The organism is Klebsiella sp. TF21-TM, from assembly GCF_019753495.1.
Taxonomy (GTDB): domain Bacteria; phylum Pseudomonadota; class Gammaproteobacteria; order Enterobacterales; family Enterobacteriaceae; genus Klebsiella; species Klebsiella quasipneumoniae.
On sequence record NZ_JAIJYL010000049.1, the window covers coordinates 1 to 16,378 of the forward strand.

The window sequence follows — 16,378 nt, forward strand, 5'->3', positions numbered from 1 at the left end:
GAATGGTCTGTGTTGTCGGGAGGATACGTGATCTGATCCTTCAACTCAGCAAAAGTTCGATTTATTCAACAAAGCCGTACTGAGTGTGAATATTACATCCCCCTTTTAGTAAAATTTGATGGCGTAGATTGGGGGATGAGAATGTAGCTAATTATAATTAGTGTGCAGTATCTCGTTTTTAAATTTTTAGCTGCAATAGCAATCTTAATAATAACCTATTGTTTTTCATGATGAAAACTACTATTGTCTATTTTTAAATACAAGCATTTAGGATTATTTAAATTTTATCGTTACATGTCTTACTTTCTAGCCTTGAACAAATACCAGAGACAATGTTAAGATGCAATTGCACAGCATATTCCAAAATGGATCATAGGTAATGAAAATTACGTATTTCAATATTTTAATGTGATGCCTCGAGGATCTCGCTGTGTTTTTTAAGTGACTTGATGATGAGTGTTACGTAAATTTATTGAAAATTACAGATAGGGGTTAATTATGAACATGTTCATCAAAGGAATGGCGTCAGCAGCGGCAGTAATGATCTTTGCCCCAACAGTGGCGCTGGCTGCTGATGGAAAAGTGACCTTCAATGGTGAAATTATTACTAATACCTGTACTGTCATCAGCGGTGATAAAGATAAAATTGTCACACTACCCACTGTTCAGGTGTCTGCATTGTCTGCCGCGAATCAAACTGCGGGGACAACACCTTTCACTATTGGTCTTGAAAAGTGTACAAGTGGTTCAGATGTTTCGGTCTATTTTGAACCGAATGAATATGTCTCAACGGAGGGGCGACTAAAAAATACCATTCCTGCTGGTGGCGCTGCTGATGGCGCTGCTAATGGCGCGAAAAATGTTGATATCGAGCTACTGAATAATAATCATGGTGTAATTGACCTTGCAAACCAAACCATTGATCCAACGACCGGAAAAGTCACGGGTGGTAACTCAACGGTCGTGACGCCTGTCAATGGTTCTGCGACACTGCCTTTCTATGCACGTTACTTTGCGACAAATGCCGCTGAGGCTGGGAAAGTGAGTTCCTACGTGAACTTCACTATCGTTTATCCGTAAGACGTTAAGGCAGCTCCGGCAGGGGCTGCCTGCTCAGAGAACAGGGAGGTGTTGAAATATGACTCGTTACTTTTTTACGTTTCTTTTATTCGTATATATACCTTTCGCGAATGCAAATATTGTCATTGATGGGACCAGAGTGATCTTTCCATCTGACCGGAAAGAGGTATCAGTCAGAGTCACTAATTCAGGGGATATGCCGTCACTGACGCAAGCATGGGTTGATGGTGGCACAATACAAAATAATACAGGCAAAGACATGGCGCCTTTTGTGGTTCTGCCGCCGATTATTCGTGTTGAACCAGGAAAAGGACAGACCTATCGTCTGGTTTTTAGCGGCGCCTCGCTTCCACAAGATCGTGAGTCATTGTTCTGGTTTAACATGTTAGATATACCGCCAGAGCCTAAAAACAGTCAAGGTAGCAACTATTTACAGTTATCGATTCGTTCACGTATTAAGTTATTTTATCGTCCGATAACATTAAAGGGAAATGTCAGCGAGGCTGCCAAATCTTTAACCTGGGAATTTCACAATGATAATAACACACTCTTTGTGAATAACCCATCTCCATGGTACATCACCATTGATAGCATCACGATTAATGGGAATAAACAACCTGCTGGTATGGTGGCGCCATTTTCAACGATGAGCATAAATAATAAAGAGCATACACTGAAAGCCATGCCAGGTAAGTTCAGCTTCACAACCATCAATGATTATGGTGCTATTGTGACTCATAATTATCCTCAGTAAAGGACATTATTATGAAATTCATGGAGATCAATGTTGGGTTAATAATAATAATACCATGGGGTGTTGCATGGTCAGAAGACGCATTTAATTTCAATAGTGCGCATTTGCATAACGCGACACATATCGATCTCCAGAAATTTAAGTATGGTAATCCGATGAATGTCGGGAAGTATCGCAGTAAGCTTTACTTAAATGGTTCGTATGCGAGCGAAGTTGAATTCGAGCTACAGAAGGTGGGAGAAAAAATTGAGCCCTGCATAACACCAGTATTATTTAGAGTGATGAGGCTTAAAGATAAAACGTGGCCAGAAAAGGCTTCATGTCTCCAGTTATCGCAGATCAATGCTGGCATTTCATGGCATTATGACGTCGGGGAGAATGCGTTAAATTTAACCATCCCGCAGGCGTTACAAAAACCGAAGTATCGAGGCGAGATTAATCCTGAGAGTATCGATGTTGGTGTTCCAGCAGCAGTATTACGTTATCAGGCGAATAGTTATCAGAGCATCAATCATGGCGATAGTCATAATTACAGTTATGTCGGGCTTGATGGTAGTTTTCGCGCTTACGGCTGGCGCTTTTACCACCAGTCTAGTTATCATGCAAATGATAACGATACTCAGTGGGATAATATTTCGACATACGCCGAGAAAAGCCTTTTCGATTTGAGCTCAACCCTTAGGCTCGGGCAGGGATGGACAGATGGCACCTTCTTCGACAGCGTCAGCTTCGTGGGCGCCAGGGTTGCGACTGACAAACGGATGCTGCCAGGGTCACGACGTGGTTTTGCACCCACGGTAACGGGAATCGCCAGGACAAACGCGCGCGTCACCGTCACTCAAAATGGTTCCTTACTCTATGAGGCCAGCGTTCCGCCAGGTAAATTCTCCTTTGCGGACCTTTATCCAACGAATTCAGGTGGCGACCTGATCGTGACGATTCATGAGGCCGATGGCAGCCAGGACACGTTTACTGTGCCTTATGCTTCCATACCTGGCCTGGTTCGTAAGGAGGCGCTGTATTACGATTTGTCGATGGGATATCTGGATGACAGCTATATCTCAAACCGGCCGGGATTCGGAGAATTAACTCTGCAGTATGGTTTTAATGACTATATTAGCGGCTATATGGGGGTAAATGGAACCGATGGGTATTACTCCACTCTTGTCGGTAGTGCATTAAATACTTACTGGGGAGCACTGGCTGTCGATGTTTCGCGTTCCTCCTGGAAAACTGTTGAAAATGACTGGCTGGATGGGTATCGCTGGCGCGTTTCGGCAACAAAATCATTGACCAGTGATACCCGAGTTACCTTATCAAGGAGTCACAGTAACGATGCAAGGTATATTTCAATTCGTGATGCGGCATCGGCTAATGACCATGACAACTATACTTACCGCGAAATGACAAAGTATACAGCCAATCTATCGCAACAATTCGGCGGCGGTAGCTTGTCATTTTATGGCATATGGAGTGAAAACTGGAAGCATGGTACCTATCACTCCTATCAGCTAGGATATTCGAATAATTATAAACGCCTGGGCTACTATATCTATGCACAGAAAAGTCAGGATGCTAACCATAAAAATAACCAAATAGTCGGAATTTCTTTCTCTATACCTATTAGCGGTAATGGCAATATTCATACTCGTTTCAATTATGACAAGAATAACGGCAACCAGTTACAAGCGACTTATACTGGGAGTCGGGGTGAAAAGAACGAACTCAGCTATGGCCTGACGACAAGTTACGATATGCCAAAGGAAGGGGGCCATGAGAGTTCTATTGGAGCAAACGGTAGTTACCGAACTCATTATGCCTATCTGAATGCGAGCGCCAGCGCCGGCAAGAATCAACAGCAGTACTCCCTTGGGACTTCCGGCGCGTTAGTTGCGCATGAAGGAGGGGTGATTGCGACACCTGATATTGGTGAAACATTCGCCATTGTACAGGCCCCTAAGGCTGCCGGTGCAACGGTGGCCAACCGTATTGGACGTCCAGTGGATAATCGTGGTTACACCATTATCCCTTATCTGAACCCATTTACAGAAAACTGGCTGGATCTCGATCCGCAAGGAATTAGCGATCAAGTTGAGATCGTATCAAGTAGCACGGTCGTCGTTCCTGACTCAGGCGCGGCCGTGAAGGTAAAATTTGCGACCCGTACTGGCTACCCATGGTTTGCCAATGTCACGCTCAGTGATGGTAATACGCCGCCATTGGGTGCTGAGGTCTTTGACAGCAAAGAAATAGCCATCGGGGCCGTGGGACAAGGAGGGCTGCTATATGCCAGAGTCCCGGACATCAAGGGGGTTTTACATGTGGTCTGGGGCGACAATAGTGTTCAGCGTTGCCAGCTTGCGTATTCCGTTAATCAACAGACCAGCCGAAACCTTTGCAAATAGATGATTAAGGAAGACAAAAAATGAAAAGAGAAATGATACTAGGGTTATCTGTTTTCCTGTATCTAGGATATATCCCCACAATACTTGCATGCGTGATGACCAGTGGTAAAACAATTGAATATAGCGTCAATCTGGGTAATAAAAATTTTTCAGTAGATGTGCTTAATCGCCAGCCTGGAGATTTATTATTCACCTATGGCGGCATGACTCTGACCAATAATACGGAATGGAATATAACTTGTAGTGGTTCAGAACCGAGTGGCTACAATAGTATTGGTGGCGCTCCCGTTGGACCGGCTTATCAAAGCAAGCCAGGATATGTTTACAGTATCGATCGTCTACCGGGGATTGGTTACAGTTTTCAAATGGGTGAACAGGATGGTATTGATTTCGATTCCCTTTTTATGCCTTATCCAACAGCACGCCCCTTTTCTGGGGGCAGGTATTTTAATTCAGAAAGCAAAAAACCCACTATTTATTTTTGGCGCATTCCTGATACCAGCGGTTTACCACCTCCAGGCCAGTATTGCCTGAATGATTATCTCGGTGATATTTATCTTGAGGGAGTCAACGCCTTAAAGTTTAGTGTAAAAGGATTGTGCATTACGGTAAAGTCCCCAACCTGCAAAATCAGTAACGCTGATATTAAAGTTAATTTGGGAAGACACAATAGGTCCGTATTTATGGGGCCTGGGAGTACCACCAATATGGTACCGTTCAATATAAATCTTACCACCTGCGAGAATGTTGGTAAAATCTTTATGCAATTTAATGCAACGGCTGATGGTAATCACGCGGCAAACGGTATTATAAAAATAGATGATAGTGGTGATGATAGTTCCGCGACCGGGGTTGGAGTCCAGGTATTAAAAAATAGTGTCCCGATAGTGTTGAATGAACCTGAGAAAATCTGGTCGGGAAGTAAAGGTAGTGAGTCGGCCTACAGTTTCCAGTATCAGGCAAGATACATTCAGACTGAATCGACGGTTACCGCCGGTCAGGCGAATGCGAGTGCGACGTTTGTGGTTACCTATAATTAAGAAGTGGCGCCGGGTAATGATACCAACTTGTTGATTTCGTATTTTCACTGACACTAGGATTATCCTGATGTTACAAGGATTGAATGACTACAGATTAAAATAGCTATCAACAAGTTGACAGCATTACCGCGGATGCCATTCGTTATAATGCTCGAACGCCTCTGCAAGGTTCTTTGCTGCCGTTAACCCGTCTGGTTTGGGCATGATACTTATGTAGTCACGCTTTATCGTTTTCACGAAGCTCTCTGCTATTCCGTTACTCTCCGGACTCCGCACTGCCGTGTTCTTCGGTTCAAGTCCCAACATCCTGGCGAACTGACGTGTTTCATTCGCCCGGTAGCATGAACCATTATCCGTCAGCCACTCCACTGGAGACGCCGGAAGCTCGCTGCCAAAGCGGCGTTCCACTGCTCCCGGCATGACGTCCTGTACTGTTTCACTGTCGAAGCCACCCGTTGTGACCGCCCAGTGCAGTGCCTGACGGTCACAGCAGTCCAGCGCGAACGTGACCCGCAGTTTTTCTCCGTTATCACAGCGGAACTCAAACCCGTCAGAGCACCGTCGCTGATTACTTTCTTTCACAGCCACTCTGCCGGTATGTGCCCGTTTCGATGGCGGTACAGCGGGTTTTCGCTCAAGCAACAGCGCATTCTGGCGCATGATCCGGTAACACGTTTGGCATTGATCGCAGGCATACCATCAGATTCTGTTTGTCTGCGAAGCAGCGCCCATACCCGACGATAACCATATGTGGGCAGCTCTCCGATAACATGGTGTATACGGCGAAGCACATCCGTATCATCCGTGTGACGGCTGCGGCGGCCGTCCTTCCAGTCATCGGTTCGTCTGAGAATGACGTGCAACTGGCACGCGACACCCGGAGACAACGGCTGACGAAGCTTATTCCCCATCCCCGGGCAATAAGGGCGCGTGCGCTATCCACTTTTTTGCTCGCCCATATTCAACGGCTTTTTTAAGGAGTTCATTTTCCATCGTTTTTTTGCCGAGCAGGCGCTGGAGTTCTTTAATCTGCTTCATGGCGGCAGCAAGTTCAGAGGCAGGAACGACCTGTTCTCCGGCAGCCACAGCAGTAAGACTTCCCTCCTGGTATTGCTTACGCCAGAAAAATAGCTGGCTGGCTGCCACACCATGTTGCCGGGCAACAAGGGAGACCGTCATTCCCGGTTCAAAACTCTGCTGAACGATAGCGATCTTTTCCTGTGTAGTACGCCGTCTGCGTTTCTCCGGCCCTAAGACATCAATCATCTGTTCTCCAATGACTGGTCTAAAAACTAATATTAAGACTATCACTTATTTAAGTGATATTGGTTGTCTGGAGATTCAGGGGGCCAGTCTAACGTTACTTAACCCAGTCTTCCAGCACCAGGCCCGGGACCCGCGCAAACTCTCTCACATTGTTTGTCACCAGGACGGCGCCCGCCGCGATGGCGTGTCCGGCAATGGCCGTGTCGTTCGGGCCGATCGGCGTCCCGGCGAGGCGCAGCGCCACCCGGATGTCCGTCGTGGCGTCCACCGCAGCCCGGTCCCACGGCAGGATGGCATCGAGGCGCGCGCAGAACGCGTCGACCAGCTGAATATGGCGCGGCGAGGCCTTCGGGCCGGTGGCGCCGAAGCGCATCTCGGCATACGTCACGGCCGAGACCACGATGCGATCACCGCGCAGCACCACCTGCTCCAGGCGCTTCAGCACCGCTGCCGGCTGCTCGCGCATGATGAACGAGCAGATGTTAGTGTCGAGCATCCAGGTTTTCTTCATGGCTCAAAGCGTCCTTCGTCGCTGACCACATCCTCGCGTTCCGCCATAAAGTCCGGATCGGCCCTGTCCAGCTGCGCGAACGAGCCCCAGGTCGGCCGGACGGGACGCAGAATGATGCTGTCCCCTTCCCGGACGATCTCCAGCTCGCTGACGCCGTCAAAATCCAGGTCACGGGGCAGACGGATGGCGCGGTTATTGCCGTTTTTAAATATCGAAACTGTGCGCATGGTTTTTCCTCATATGCTGAGTGTGCCAGGGAGTATTCCCGCATAGGTGAAGTATATGCCTGCAAGCCCGGCTTGTATAGGTGTTACATATGCAGATGGTAGGTATATGCGTATGCTTTGCCTATGCAGATGCCCGACATATGGATATGTTACACCTATGTTGGTTTCTCACTTTTCCCGCTCAGATCCGAAAAATACCAGTCCCGGATCTCTGCGAACCCCACCGGCGCGCAGCGGCCCGGCAACACAAGATGTAGCGGTGTTACCAGCTGACTTTGACGCTATATGTTGTGTCCCTCCCCTGCCCCGTGACCGGCCGCTCACCACCGGAAAACGCCGCTTTGCTTATTCCCTGACCGTGGTACACTTCCGGAAACTGCGTAATAGCGAAAAAATCGGATCTGACCGGAGCGGCCGTCCGGTAATTTAACAGAGTGACTGTTTCATGCCTTATCATGTGCTGATTTCTTCCTTTGTGTACAATATGAATCATAACGTATACATTTATTGTTATTGCGGTAAATATGGTTTCATGTTTACTTCAAAGACTGTGTACCAGCCCTGAATACGTTTTGCATAAGGAAGGAGTCATGGCGAAGATCCAGGCCAGAAATGTTGACGATGCGCTGTTTGCACGCATTGAGCAGTCAGCGATGAAAAATGAACGTTCACTCGAAGGAGAGATCCGCCTGGCGCTGGCCAGACAGTATCCTGCCGGGACCACCTCACCGGAAATTCTCTCCAGCCGGCAACAGTGGCAGAAGGAATGTGGCCGGCGTCTGCGCGCCCTGTTTGACCGTCTGTCCGCTGACGGCTTTTTCCCGGGGGCCGGGCAACCCGGGCCGACGCGGATCGCCGACCAGGTACGGATAGCTCACCGGTTACATGTTTCCCCGGGACTGCTCCTGGACTGTATCGATGGCGCCGGTGAGTTAACCCGTGAGCTGGCTGAACGGATTGAAAGCCGGTTCGGCGCCAGTGCAGACTGGCTGACCACCGGTGACGGGAAGATGTTCCCGCTGGTGATCCTGGGGACGTATTTTGGTGTCAGCTGGGAGGAGTTTTTCTTCCCGGATGATGATGAAAGGTATGTCTTTGAGTTCATCCGCATCGCCGGTGGGCGCCATGATGGCACCCTGATGATCCTGCGCCAGCATGAGCAGAACGGCCGTATCACTGCCGGCGTGGTAACAGAGGCGTTTTTCCTTGGTGCCGGTATGGGGCCGGGGGGGTATGTAAACCTGAAAGAATTTTTGTTGTTCCTCAGACAACACTGCGGGAATCTGGTCATGAATGCGTATGTGTTCTCCCCCCCGGAGCCGGATTTTGATTTCTGGTCAGTCATGGGTCAGCACCATCCGGTCTGGTTCCGTGACGCCAGACGTCGCTCCCCTTCCCGCTGGCTGCAGCAGGTACTCAGTGGTGAAGATCCGGGCGAATGGTTTGCCGGGGGATGGTCATCAATACTGAAAGAAGTGGCCGAAGCTACCCCTCCGGATAACGCTACTGAACATACTGAAAAAAATGATGAATGATTCGGTGCATCACGGCAACATCAGGTTCGGGATGATAGCGCCCGGACAACATGGCAAGAATCTGCGGGACATTCCTGAGCAGTATTTTGATTACGGCTTTGATCGGGAAGATCGCTGGCCGGGGCTGGTTCTGGCCTCTACGGTAACTGTGCCGAACGGTAACACCGATGGCTGGCGACTGGCGACGCAGAGTTGCGGTGGATTCAGCTGTGACGAATTTCAGGCCGCCGTTCTGCCCCTGCCAGTTCGCCCGGAGATGCGACGGTTTCTTGAAACCGTCGCGGAGGAGGAATTTTCGCCGGCGCCTCTGGATTACTTCAATATGATGGATGCCGCCGATGCCGCAGCAGTTAAAAAAGGGTACATGTCATGTCTTCACCGCGCGGGGCTTTCCTGCAGTGAGCATAATCTGTCACTCCTGACACAGGCGCTTTATCCGGTGGATGCCACAGCGGAAAACATGAAGATCCTGGCCGGGAAATGTACTGAACTGGCCGCAATGAAGGTTCCCGGGGGACTGACGATATTTATCGTGGGTCAGAACTGTGATTAATTTGAACACAAATGAGCCATTCCTGGAGACGGAGAATAACAGTCAATGATGCCGGCATTACCAGGTCCGGGCGTTTCGTTTTCCGCTGCGCAGCTGCCAGTGGCGATCGATTACCCTGCCGCCCTCGCCCTGCGCCAGATGGCGCTCATTCAGGATGAACTGCCGAAATACCTGCTGGCGCCGGAAGTCAGCGCCCTGCTCCATTACGTGCCCGATTTGCACCGCAAGATGCTGCTGGCGACGCTGTGGAACACCGGTGCGCGCATTAATGAAGCGCTCGCGCTGACCCGGAGGGATTTTTCGCTGGCGCCGCCGTATCCGTTCGTGCAGCTGGCCACGCTCAAGCAGCGCACCGAGAAAGCGGCCAGGACGGCAGGTCGTGCCCCCGCAGGCAGTCAGGTCCATCGTCTGGTTCCCCTTTCCGATCACCACTACGTCAGCCAGCTGCAGATGATGGTGGCCACCCTGAAAATTCCGCTGGAAAGACGAAACAAGCGCACCGGCAGAATGGAGAAGGCGCGCATCTGGGAGATCACAGACCGTACCGTCCGCACCTGGCTTAGCGAAGCGGTGGAGTCCGCAGCGGCCGACGGGGTGACGTTCTCAGTACCGGTGACCCCCCATACGTTCCGTCACTCCTACGCGATGCACATGCTGTATGCCGGCATACCACTGAAGGTTTTGCAGAGCCTGATGGGCCACAAATCGATTAGCTCGACGGAGGTCTATACGAAGGTGTTTGCGCTCGATGTCGCGGCGCGCCATCGTGTGCAGTTCGCCATGCCGGAAGCTGAAGCTGTTGCGTTGATAAAAAAGTTAACCCCAGACCAATCTACTAGGTCAACTAGGTAATGACTCCAACTTACTGATAGTGTTTTATGTTCAGATAATGCCCGATGACCTTGTCATGCAGCTCCATACGCCCCTATAACTTAATGTTATGTAGGGCCATATTGCTTTATAGCATCATCAGATATCCGGTTTATGTGCACGATGTATCTGATCACGGATCTTATCGACTGAGGCTTTGATGTCAGCAACCACATCCGCATCCATCTCAAGGGTATCCACAATACAGCGCATGATATTGCTGGCCTCAATTTTCAATCTGTTCCCCTTCTCTGTGAGATGAATAAGCACTTCACGTTCATCCTTCGGATTGCGTGTCCGGGTGATCAAGCCCGCCGTCTCCAGCCGCTTGAGTAGAGGAGTCAGCGTGCTGGACTCAAGGAAGAGTATTCCACTCAGTTCCTTCACAGTACGTCCATCCTGATTCCACAACGTGATCATCACCAGGTACTGGGGATAGGTTAATCCCAGCTTATCGAGCATTGGACGATAGAGCTGCGTAAAAGCATGTCCCGCGGAGTAGAGAGAGAAGCAGAGCATGCCGTGCACATCCGGGAGTAAATCTCCGGTATTGATGTCTTTAGTCATATGTCCTCCAGTGCCTCTAAAATAATTTGTGTGCGATTTGATTGCAAGCGATTGACAACGACAAAAAGGAGTACTATCTTAATTTGCATACAAACAAATCGCGCACAAACAAATTGCACACGAACATACAACCGTTGAAGAGAGAAACTATTATGTCTAAATTTGCTGCCTCCCTCGCCATTGCCACCGCTCTGCTGTCTGCCAGTGCTGTCGCCGAAACCGCAAAGCCCACTGTTGTCCTGGTCCATGGTGCCTTTGCTGACTCTTCTAGCTGGAATGGTGTCACCCGGATCCTGCAAAAAGACGGGTATAACGTCGTCGCAGCGGCTAATCCATTGCGCAGTGTTTCAACTGATGCGGCTTACATCTCTTCTGTTGTGAACAATATTAAGGGACCCGTTGTACTTGTCGGGCATTCCTATGGTGGTCAGGTAATAACGAATGCAGCCCGGGAAACAAAAAATGTTAAGTCACTGGTTTATGTCGCCGCATTTGCTCCTGACGCGGGTGAAGCGGCCGCTGAACTGGCGGGGAAATTCCCCGGAAGCACGCTTGGCGAAGCGCTTGCCGCACCGGTTAAGCTGGCTGATGGAAACGTCGATCTGTCCATTGAGCAGTCGAAGTTCCATCAGCAATTCGCTCATGACGTGTCAGCTGAAAATGCTGCATTGATGGCGGCAGGACAAAGACCTGTGACCGAAGCAGCATTAACTGAAAAATCAGGGGCTCCCGCCTGGAAAACACTGCCTTCTTACTTCATTTACGGTGACAGCGACAAAAATATCCCTGTCAAAAGTTTGCGTTTCATGGCTGAACGCGCGGGATCAAAACACACCGTTGTGATCAAAGGGGCATCCCATGTCGTGATGGTTTCTCATCCTCAGGACGTAGCGACACTTATTGAGGAAGCAGCAAAATAAACGTCTTTGTCCTGTCTTTAACTCCATTTCCCGCAGGGGCCCTGTCTTTTTCCCTTACGCCCCTGCCTGTTTCGGTGATGTGAATACCCCTTACTGGTGAGATGGCATTCACATGTGAGATGACAGGAATGTTTATTAAAGTGTTGATACAGATTATTTCTTAATCATATGAGTAGTTTGCAATTTAATTGCAAGCAACGTTAATGAGGTAACACAATGAATATCAAATCGGCATTACTGTCTGCCGCGATGGCAGCTGTTTCAGTCAACTGTTTTGCTGATACACCTGCACCGGATCGCCATGTCCAGCAATTCCTGGATGCATTAAACGGAGGCGGGGGAAAGCCCATCGAACAATTATCTCCCCAGGCCGCACGTCAGGTGTTGATTGATGCGCAGAAAGGCGCCACGCTACCGGCAGCGGACGTCAGCGAAAAAACGATCAGTGTTGATGGCCTGAATATTACGCTGAAAATTGTGAAGCCTCACAACGCACAAGGCACTCTGCCTGTTTTCATGTTCTTCCACGGTGGTGGCTGGATACTGGGCGATTTCCAGACACATGAGCGTCTTATTCGTGACCTGGTCAGTCAGTCCGGAGCAGCAGCGGTCTATGTCAACTACACCCCGTCACCAGAAGCGCACTTCCCGGTTGCTATCAATCAGGCATATGCTGCTACCCGCTGGGTGGCTGAAAACGGCAGCGAGATTGGCGTGGATGGCAAACGGTTAGCCCTTGTCGGTAACAGCGTGGGAGGTAACATGGTTGCCGCCGTAGCGCTTCAGGCAAAACAGCATAAGTCACCTGCCATTCGCTACAATGTCATGTTATGGCCTGTCACTGACGCAAATTTTGATACCGGTTCTTATAATCAGTACCAAAACGGTTATTTCCTGTCACGGAACATGATGAAGTGGTTCTGGGATGCCTATACGACCAAAGAGAGCGAGCGTAATAATATTCTCGCCTCACCACTGCGTGCAACGCGTGAGCAGCTGAAGGGCTTACCACCCACACTGATCCAGACTGCCGAGTTTGACGTGCTTCGTGATGAGGGAGAAGCGTTCGGACGTAAGCTCGACGCAGCGGGAGTGGATGTGACGGTGACCCGGTATAACGGCTTGATCCATGATTTTGGTTTGCTGAATGCGCTGAGTGACGTTCCTGCCGTACGGGCAGCCATAGGCCAGGCCGCCGGCCAGCTGAAAGAACATCTGAAATAACGAACAAGTGACCAGCCGGTACCGCCGGCTGGTCGCTGAACCCTCGGCCATCTGCTTGTCATCCTGATTAGGTTCCGGATTTGCCGGGACAGCGCCTTCAGTTTTTTTAGTTTCCCCCCGAGAGGTATGGGAGTGTCCGCATCCCCGGGGGGGGGGTTCCCCTTGTTCGTATCTGAACATAAAACACTATCAGTAAGTTGGAGTCATTACCGCTACTGTCGATGAAATAATGGTGTATTCATCGATCTGAAAAGGATCTCCTTGAGATCTTTTTCCTCTGCGCGTAATCTCTTGCTCTGAAAACGAAAAAACCACCTGGGGAGGTGGTTTGATCGAAGGTCAAGTCAGTTGGGGAACTGCTTAACCAGGTAACTGTCTTGTGCGAGACGAGTCACCAAAACTGTCCTTTCAGTGTAGCCGCACTCAGGCCACCACTTCAAGTACTCTCTAAATCTCTCGCACATCGACTCTTACCAATGGCTGCTGCCAGTGGCGTTTTGTCGTGTCTTTCCGGGTTGGACTCAAGATGATAGTTACCGGACAAGGCGCAGCGGTCGGACTGAACGGGGGGTTCGTGCATACAGTCCAGCTTGGAGCGAACTGCCTACCCGGAACTGAGTGTCAGGCGTGGAATGAGATAAACGCGGCCATAACAGCGGAATGACACCGGTAAACCGAAAGGCAGGAACAGGAGAGCGCACGAGGGAGCCACCAGGGGGAAACGCCTGGTATCTTTAAGTCCTGTCGGGTTTCGCCACCACTGATTTGAGCGTCAGATTTCGTGATGCTTGTCAGGGGGGCGGAGCCTATGGAAAAACGGCTTTGCCGCGGCCTTATCGCTTCCCTGTTAAGCTTCTTCCTGGCATCCACCAGGAAATTTCCGCCCTATTCGTAAGCCTGCACCGCTCGCCGCAGCCGAACGACCGAGCGGAGCGAGTCAGTGAGCGAGGAAGCGGCATTTCTCCGGCAGTGCATCTTCTGCTGACCCATACGAACCTCATTTTTCACCTGCTTTATGTGGCAGCTATGCCTGATGTTTCTGCGATGTTACATTTTAAGCCAGTATACACTCCGCTAGCGCTACGTGACTGGTTCAGGGCTGCGCCCCGAAACCCGCTAAAAGCACTGACGCGCCTGCGGCTTGTCCAACACCGCGCCGACCGGGAAAAGATTTCCCGCCCGTCCCGGCGTTATCAGGAGGCCGGATTGGCAGACAAACGCAGCAAAATGCTCACGATGTGGGTGACCGAAGAAGAGCACCGGCGTCTGCTGGAGCGCTGCGACGGTAAACAGCTCGCAGCCTGGATGCGGCAGACGTGCCTGGACGAGAAGCCAGCCCGCTCCGGCAAACTTCCGTCTATCTCGCCGGCGCTGCTTCGTCAGCTTGCCGGCATGGGGAACAATCTCAACCAGATTGCCCGGCAGGTTAACGCCGGTGGTGGCAGCGGGCACGACCGCGTGCAGGTCGTCGCCGCGCTGATGGCCATAGATGCCGGACTCGAGCGGCTGCGGCATGCCGTGCTGGAAAAGGGTGCAGACGATGATCGTTAAGTTTCACCCGCGAGGGCGCGGCGGTGGCGCCGGTCCGGTGGATTATCTGCTGGGGAAAGACCGACAGCGCGACGGCGCCACCGTTCTGCAGGGGAAGCCGGAAGAAGTCAGGGAGCTTATCGACGCCTCGCCCTACGCAAAAAAGTACACATCCGGCGTCCTGTCCTTTGCCGAAAAGGATTTACCGCCCGGGCAGCGCGAAAAGCTGATGGCGAGCTTTGAACGGGTTCTGATGCCCGGACTCGATAAAGACCAGTACAGCGTGCTGTGGGTTGAGCACCAGGATAAGGGGCGGCTGGAGCTGAACTTCCTGATCCCGAACACGGAGCTGCTGACCGGCAGGCGTCTCCAGCCGTATTACGACCGCGCCGACCGTCCGCGCATTGATGCCTGGCAGACCATCGTGAACGGCAGGCTGGGGCTGCATGACCCGAACGCGCCTGAAAACCGGCGTGTGCTGGTCACGCCGTCCGCGCTGCCGGAAACGAAGCAGGAAGCCGCCCGGGCGATTACGCGGGGTTTGCTGGCCTTAGCCTCATCCGGGGAGCTGGAAACCCGTCAGGACGTCACTGAGGCGCTGGAAAGCGCAGGTTTTGAGGTGGTGCGCACCACAAAAAACAGCATCAGCATTGCCGACCCGGACGGGGGGCGAAACATCCGACTGAAGGGAGCCATCTATGAACAGTCTTTTAACGCTGGCGAAGGACTTAGAGCAGAAATCGAAAGCGCAGCAGCAGAGTACCGGCGAGATGCTGAAAGCCGCATTCAGCGAGCACGAGAAGTCTGTCAGAGCGGAACTGAGCGAAAGCGAGAAGAGAATCAGCGCCGCCATCCTCGACCACGACCGGAAGCTGTCCTCAGCCATGAGCCAGCGCACGAAAGGGATGCTGCGCATGGTCAGCCAGACGTGGCTGACCATCGTCCTGGTCTCCGCGCTGCTGATAGCGTCGAGCGCGGGCATTCTGTGGTGGCAGAGTCAGCAGATACTCGACAATTACACGACCATCCGGGAGCAGAAGAGCACGCAGGCCATGCTGTCCGAGCGGAACAGCGGCGTGCAGCTCTCGACCTGCGGCGAGCAGAGACGCCGCTGCGTGAGGGTGAACCCGGAAGCGGGACGATTCGGAGAGGATTCGAGCTGGATGATACTGGCGGGGAAATAGCATATGACGGAGCTGGAAAAACAGTTGCTGAGCGCATTAGAGCAGCTACAGCAGGACTACTCGAAAAGGCTGGACGAGTGGGAGAACGCCTTCGCGGAATGGCGGACGATGTCTGGTCTTATGCAACGGGAGAACGCGGCGCTGAGCGAGCGCGTCACGGGCTTGAGCAGGCAGGTGCAGAGTTTGAGCGAGCAGCTGCGCCGGTTGTCGCAAGGCTGAACGGTATCGAAGCACTCCGGGAACAAGAGCGGGCAGCGCAGCATCAGAAAGCGCTGGAGCTGGAACGATCGCAGCGCCAGCGGACGTATGACGGTCCGTCGCTGTAACAAACCGGATAAAACGGGGCTTTCGGCGGAGATCTCCGCCGAAAGCCGGTGCCATTCACCCGGCTGCATGGCTATGCAGTCGGGTGAAATTTATCAGGCACGGAATACGTGGTTTGCCGGGGAGTTTACTGCCGGTTTTACCGGGCTGACGCCGCTTTCGCGCCGAACCCGTCCGGAGCGGTGCGGCCAAGGGATGTTATGGTAAATGCATTATTACATTTGAGGTTCTAGGTCTCGACCTGAGCTTCTCGCGCTATACAAACAGCACACTAATAGTCCCAAAAAATGCCGCATTAAAAAAAACCTTCCGGTAATGACTCCAACTTACTGATAGTGTTTTATGTTCAGATAATGCCCGATGACCTTGTCATGCAGCTCCATACGCC

At 51.3% G+C, this 16,378-nt stretch carries 18 protein-coding genes and 2 pseudogenes; 13 read left to right on the forward strand and 7 right to left on the reverse strand.

The window, feature by feature from the left end:
• The first annotated feature begins 498 nt into the window (after positions 1 to 498).
• Genes K5R89_RS25560 through K5R89_RS25575 form a run of 4 tightly spaced genes read left to right on the forward strand, consistent with a single transcriptional unit; the run spans position 499 to position 5,279 of the window.
• Complete coding sequence (locus K5R89_RS25560) at positions 499 to 1,080, forward strand: fimbrial protein (RefSeq protein ID WP_065813424.1); 582 nt, start codon at positions 499 to 501, stop codon at positions 1,078 to 1,080.
• Positions 1,081 to 1,138: 58 nt separating this feature from the next.
• A complete protein-coding gene (locus tag K5R89_RS25565) occupies positions 1,139 to 1,834 on the forward strand; it encodes a molecular chaperone (protein ID WP_016947114.1) in 696 nt (231 codons plus the stop codon).
• A gap of 11 nt (positions 1,835 to 1,845) precedes the next feature.
• Positions 1,846 to 4,239: a fimbria/pilus outer membrane usher protein gene (locus K5R89_RS25570; RefSeq protein ID WP_016947113.1), complete on the forward strand. Its 2,394-nt coding sequence runs from the start codon at positions 1,846 to 1,848 to the stop codon at positions 4,237 to 4,239.
• 20 nt (positions 4,240 to 4,259) lie between these two features.
• Positions 4,260 to 5,279 (forward strand): fimbrial protein, encoded by a 1,020-nt coding sequence (locus tag K5R89_RS25575; protein WP_016947112.1) that lies wholly within the window; start codon positions 4,260 to 4,262, stop codon positions 5,277 to 5,279.
• Between the two features lie 123 nt (positions 5,280 to 5,402).
• Here K5R89_RS25575 and K5R89_RS25580 read toward each other — a convergent pair.
• The 3 genes and pseudogenes from K5R89_RS25580 to vapB form a co-directional block, all read right to left on the reverse strand.
• A pseudogene (locus K5R89_RS25580) lies at positions 5,403 to 6,545 on the reverse strand (IS3 family transposase).
• A 94-nt stretch (positions 6,546 to 6,639) separates the two neighbouring features.
• The gene (locus tag K5R89_RS25585) at positions 6,640 to 7,056 is read right to left on the reverse strand and encodes a type II toxin-antitoxin system VapC family toxin (RefSeq protein ID WP_065813426.1); all 417 of its coding nucleotides are present in this window, start codon (positions 7,054 to 7,056) and stop codon (positions 6,640 to 6,642) included.
• Entirely contained in the window at positions 7,053 to 7,283 is a 231-nt protein-coding gene (gene vapB / locus K5R89_RS25590; RefSeq protein ID WP_001261276.1) for a type II toxin-antitoxin system VapB family antitoxin, read from the reverse strand. The genes K5R89_RS25585 and vapB overlap by 4 nt, the downstream gene beginning before the upstream one ends.
• Before the next feature lie 590 nt (positions 7,284 to 7,873).
• On the opposite strand from vapB, the gene K5R89_RS25595 reads away from it, so the two are divergent.
• The 3 genes from K5R89_RS25595 to K5R89_RS25605 are packed head-to-tail and all read left to right on the forward strand — an operon-like array spanning position 7,874 to position 10,223.
• Positions 7,874 to 8,818, forward strand: coding sequence for a hypothetical protein (locus tag K5R89_RS25595; RefSeq protein WP_064175063.1), 945 nt, complete (start codon positions 7,874 to 7,876; stop codon positions 8,816 to 8,818).
• A gap of 31 nt (positions 8,819 to 8,849) precedes the next feature.
• Entirely contained in the window at positions 8,850 to 9,371 is a 522-nt protein-coding gene (locus K5R89_RS25600; protein ID WP_065813427.1) for a hypothetical protein, read from the forward strand.
• A 45-nt stretch (positions 9,372 to 9,416) separates the two neighbouring features.
• Complete coding sequence (locus K5R89_RS25605; RefSeq protein WP_064175062.1) at positions 9,417 to 10,223, forward strand: site-specific integrase; 807 nt, start codon at positions 9,417 to 9,419, stop codon at positions 10,221 to 10,223.
• A gap of 10 nt (positions 10,224 to 10,233) precedes the next feature.
• Here K5R89_RS25605 and K5R89_RS27895 read toward each other — a convergent pair whose 3' ends face one another.
• Together K5R89_RS27895 and K5R89_RS25615 are read right to left on the reverse strand one after the other, a co-directional pair.
• Positions 10,234 to 10,290, reverse strand: coding sequence for an IS1 family transposase (locus K5R89_RS27895; protein WP_003032489.1), 57 nt, complete (start codon positions 10,288 to 10,290; stop codon positions 10,234 to 10,236).
• A gap of 50 nt (positions 10,291 to 10,340) precedes the next feature.
• Entirely contained in the window at positions 10,341 to 10,808 is a 468-nt protein-coding gene (locus K5R89_RS25615) for a MarR family winged helix-turn-helix transcriptional regulator (RefSeq protein WP_217259627.1), read from the reverse strand.
• A gap of 152 nt (positions 10,809 to 10,960) precedes the next feature.
• Between K5R89_RS25615 and K5R89_RS25620 the strand changes: the two genes are divergently transcribed.
• Complete coding sequence (locus K5R89_RS25620; RefSeq protein WP_065808205.1) at positions 10,961 to 11,728, forward strand: alpha/beta fold hydrolase; 768 nt, start codon at positions 10,961 to 10,963, stop codon at positions 11,726 to 11,728.
• A gap of 216 nt (positions 11,729 to 11,944) precedes the next feature.
• Positions 11,945 to 12,952 carry an alpha/beta hydrolase gene (locus K5R89_RS25625; protein WP_065808204.1) on the forward strand — a complete coding sequence of 336 codons (1,008 nt, stop codon included), beginning with the start codon at positions 11,945 to 11,947 and terminating at the stop codon, positions 12,950 to 12,952.
• 436 nt (positions 12,953 to 13,388) lie between these two features.
• Here K5R89_RS25625 and K5R89_RS27820 read toward each other — a convergent pair whose 3' ends face one another.
• Positions 13,389 to 13,532: a replication initiation protein gene (locus K5R89_RS27820; protein WP_309248073.1), complete on the reverse strand. Its 144-nt coding sequence runs from the start codon at positions 13,530 to 13,532 to the stop codon at positions 13,389 to 13,391.
• A 647-nt stretch (positions 13,533 to 14,179) separates the two neighbouring features.
• On the opposite strand from K5R89_RS27820, the gene K5R89_RS25630 reads away from it, so the two are divergent.
• The 4 genes and pseudogenes from K5R89_RS25630 to K5R89_RS25645 all read left to right on the forward strand — a co-directional run bounded on the left by K5R89_RS25630 (position 14,180) and on the right by K5R89_RS25645 (position 15,885).
• Positions 14,180 to 14,503, forward strand: a complete 324-nt coding sequence (locus K5R89_RS25630) for a MobC family plasmid mobilization relaxosome protein (protein WP_179133776.1) — start codon at positions 14,180 to 14,182, stop codon at positions 14,501 to 14,503.
• Between the two features lie 208 nt (positions 14,504 to 14,711).
• A pseudogene (locus tag K5R89_RS27635) lies at positions 14,712 to 15,146 on the forward strand (relaxase/mobilization nuclease domain-containing protein); the annotation flags it as partial.
• Between the two features lie 34 nt (positions 15,147 to 15,180).
• Complete coding sequence (locus tag K5R89_RS25640) at positions 15,181 to 15,666, forward strand: MbeB family mobilization protein (protein WP_165926723.1); 486 nt, start codon at positions 15,181 to 15,183, stop codon at positions 15,664 to 15,666.
• Between the two features lie 3 nt (positions 15,667 to 15,669).
• Positions 15,670 to 15,885, forward strand: a complete 216-nt coding sequence (locus tag K5R89_RS25645; protein WP_000137421.1) for an MbeD family mobilization/exclusion protein — start codon at positions 15,670 to 15,672, stop codon at positions 15,883 to 15,885.
• A gap of 431 nt (positions 15,886 to 16,316) precedes the next feature.
• On the opposite strand, the gene K5R89_RS27900 is transcribed toward K5R89_RS25645, so the two are convergent.
• Positions 16,317 to 16,373, reverse strand: coding sequence for an IS1 family transposase (locus tag K5R89_RS27900; protein ID WP_003032489.1), 57 nt, complete (start codon positions 16,371 to 16,373; stop codon positions 16,317 to 16,319).
• Positions 16,374 to 16,378 lie beyond the last annotated feature (5 nt).

Excerpts from the sequence above, each read along its gene's own strand:
- K5R89_RS25560 (WP_065813424.1), top strand. The coding sequence starts at position 499 with ATGAACATGTTCATCAAAGGAATGGCGTCAGCAGCGGCAGTAATGATC.
- K5R89_RS25565 (WP_016947114.1), top strand. The coding sequence starts at position 1,139 with ATGACTCGTTACTTTTTTACGTTTCTTTTATTCGTATATATACCTTTC.
- K5R89_RS25570 (WP_016947113.1), top strand. The coding sequence starts at position 1,846 with ATGAAATTCATGGAGATCAATGTTGGGTTAATAATAATAATACCATGG.
- K5R89_RS25575 (WP_016947112.1), top strand. The coding sequence starts at position 4,260 with ATGAAAAGAGAAATGATACTAGGGTTATCTGTTTTCCTGTATCTAGGA.
- K5R89_RS25585 (WP_065813426.1), bottom strand. The coding sequence starts at position 7,056 with ATGAAGAAAACCTGGATGCTCGACACTAACATCTGCTCGTTCATCATG.
- vapB (WP_001261276.1), bottom strand. The coding sequence starts at position 7,283 with ATGCGCACAGTTTCGATATTTAAAAACGGCAATAACCGCGCCATCCGT.
- K5R89_RS25595 (WP_064175063.1), top strand. The coding sequence starts at position 7,874 with ATGGCGAAGATCCAGGCCAGAAATGTTGACGATGCGCTGTTTGCACGC.
- K5R89_RS25600 (WP_065813427.1), top strand. The coding sequence starts at position 8,850 with ATGATAGCGCCCGGACAACATGGCAAGAATCTGCGGGACATTCCTGAG.
- K5R89_RS25605 (WP_064175062.1), top strand. The coding sequence starts at position 9,417 with ATGATGCCGGCATTACCAGGTCCGGGCGTTTCGTTTTCCGCTGCGCAG.
- K5R89_RS25615 (WP_217259627.1), bottom strand. The coding sequence starts at position 10,808 with ATGACTAAAGACATCAATACCGGAGATTTACTCCCGGATGTGCACGGC.
- K5R89_RS25620 (WP_065808205.1), top strand. The coding sequence starts at position 10,961 with ATGTCTAAATTTGCTGCCTCCCTCGCCATTGCCACCGCTCTGCTGTCT.
- K5R89_RS25625 (WP_065808204.1), top strand. The coding sequence starts at position 11,945 with ATGAATATCAAATCGGCATTACTGTCTGCCGCGATGGCAGCTGTTTCA.
- K5R89_RS27820 (WP_309248073.1), bottom strand. The coding sequence starts at position 13,532 with ATGCACGAACCCCCCGTTCAGTCCGACCGCTGCGCCTTGTCCGGTAAC.
- K5R89_RS25630 (WP_179133776.1), top strand. The coding sequence starts at position 14,180 with ATGCTCACGATGTGGGTGACCGAAGAAGAGCACCGGCGTCTGCTGGAG.
- K5R89_RS25640 (WP_165926723.1), top strand. The coding sequence starts at position 15,181 with ATGAACAGTCTTTTAACGCTGGCGAAGGACTTAGAGCAGAAATCGAAA.
- K5R89_RS25645 (WP_000137421.1), top strand. The coding sequence starts at position 15,670 with ATGACGGAGCTGGAAAAACAGTTGCTGAGCGCATTAGAGCAGCTACAG.